The organism is Geobacillus sp. ZGt-1 (assembly GCF_001026865.1).
GTDB lineage: Bacteria > Bacillota > Bacilli > Bacillales > Anoxybacillaceae > Geobacillus > Geobacillus thermoleovorans.
Window position 1 is genome coordinate 44,214 of the sequence record NZ_LDPD01000025.1, and the last position, 1,325, is coordinate 45,538.

General features: G+C 53.8%; 1 protein-coding gene and 1 pseudogene. Both read right to left on the reverse strand.

The window, feature by feature from the left end; translation table 11 throughout:
- Nucleotides 1-88, reverse strand: a pseudogene (locus VU18_RS20430) (NUDIX hydrolase); the annotation flags it as partial.
- Nucleotides 89-156: 68 nt separating this feature from the next.
- The coding region (locus VU18_RS12865; RefSeq protein ID WP_236687398.1) for an NAD(P)/FAD-dependent oxidoreductase at nucleotides 157-1,325 on the reverse strand (1,169 nt) is incomplete at its 5' end.

Below are 1,325 nucleotides of genomic sequence, written 5' to 3' on the forward strand. Positions count from 1 at the left end.
CCGCCGCAATCCAAACGTTTCCTCGTTTGTTGTCCATCGTCCTCATCCTTTTCTCCCTATCGTTATGCACCGTTTGTATTTCGACAATCGAGCGGCGGATCCCTGTTTCGTTGCCATACAAAAAGCTCCCGCCATCACGGGAGCTTTTTGAATCGATTAGAAAAATTTAAATTTGCCTTTTTTCATCACAAGCGACGAACCGCCGATCAAATACAGGGCGCGGTTGTCAATCACTTTTTTCATGAAGCTCGCTTTGGCGCCCCACAGCTTTTTGCCGAACACGACGCCGATGGCATCATCATGGCCGAGCGAGCAAACCGTCCCTTTAATATCCGGCTTAAACGGCTCCAGCTCCCCTTGTCCACGGATGAGCACCGCCAAGTTTTTCGCGCACAGCTGGCCTTCTTGCATGGCGATTTGCGCCGTCGGCGGATACGGGCGGTTCGTTTCTTCATCAATCACGAGCGAACAGTCGCCGACGACGAAAATGTCTTCATGCCCCGGGACACGCAAGTACGGGTCCACTTTAATGCGCGCCCGCGCCGCTTCAAACCCAGATTCCTCGATGACGCGGCTGCCGCGCACGCCGGCCGCCCAAATGACCGTGCCGGCTTTAATTTCCTCGACATCATCACCTTTAGCGACAATGATGCCATCCGGCGTGCATTCCTTAATCGCCGTGCCGATTCGAAACTCGACTCCTTTGCGCTCAAGCTGGCTGACCGCGTACTCGACGAGCTCCGGATCGAAGCCCGGCAACGCCGTTGGCGCCGCCTCCACGCAAATAATGCGCACTTTGTGCGGGTCGATGTCATACTCGCGGCACAGCTCCGGCATCCGGTTGGCGAGCTCGCCTAAAAATTCAATGCCGGTAAATCCCGCCCCGCCGACGACGATCGTCAATCGCTCCTCTTTCTTTTCCTCTTCTGCGTTGTACGTCGCAAACTGGTACTCGATATGTTCGCGGATTTGCCGCGCGGCGTCGACATTGGCGATCGAAAATGCGTATTCCTTCAACCCTTTGATGCCGAACGTTTCTGATTCAAACCCAAGGGCAATGACGAGATAATCGTACGTCAGCTCGCCGTTTTCAAGCAGCACTTTCTTTTCGTTTGGAATGATTTTCGTCACCGTATCTTGGATGAATTTCACTTTGTTCCGGTCGATGACATCGCTGATCGGATAGCGAACGCGGTCATGATGCAGCGTCCCAGCCGATGCCTCATGAAGCCATGTCGTCTCATAATGGTAATCGTGCTTGTTTACGAGCGTAATGTTCGCTTCGTTCACGCCGATGAGCTTTTGCAGGCGAACGGTCGTCATCA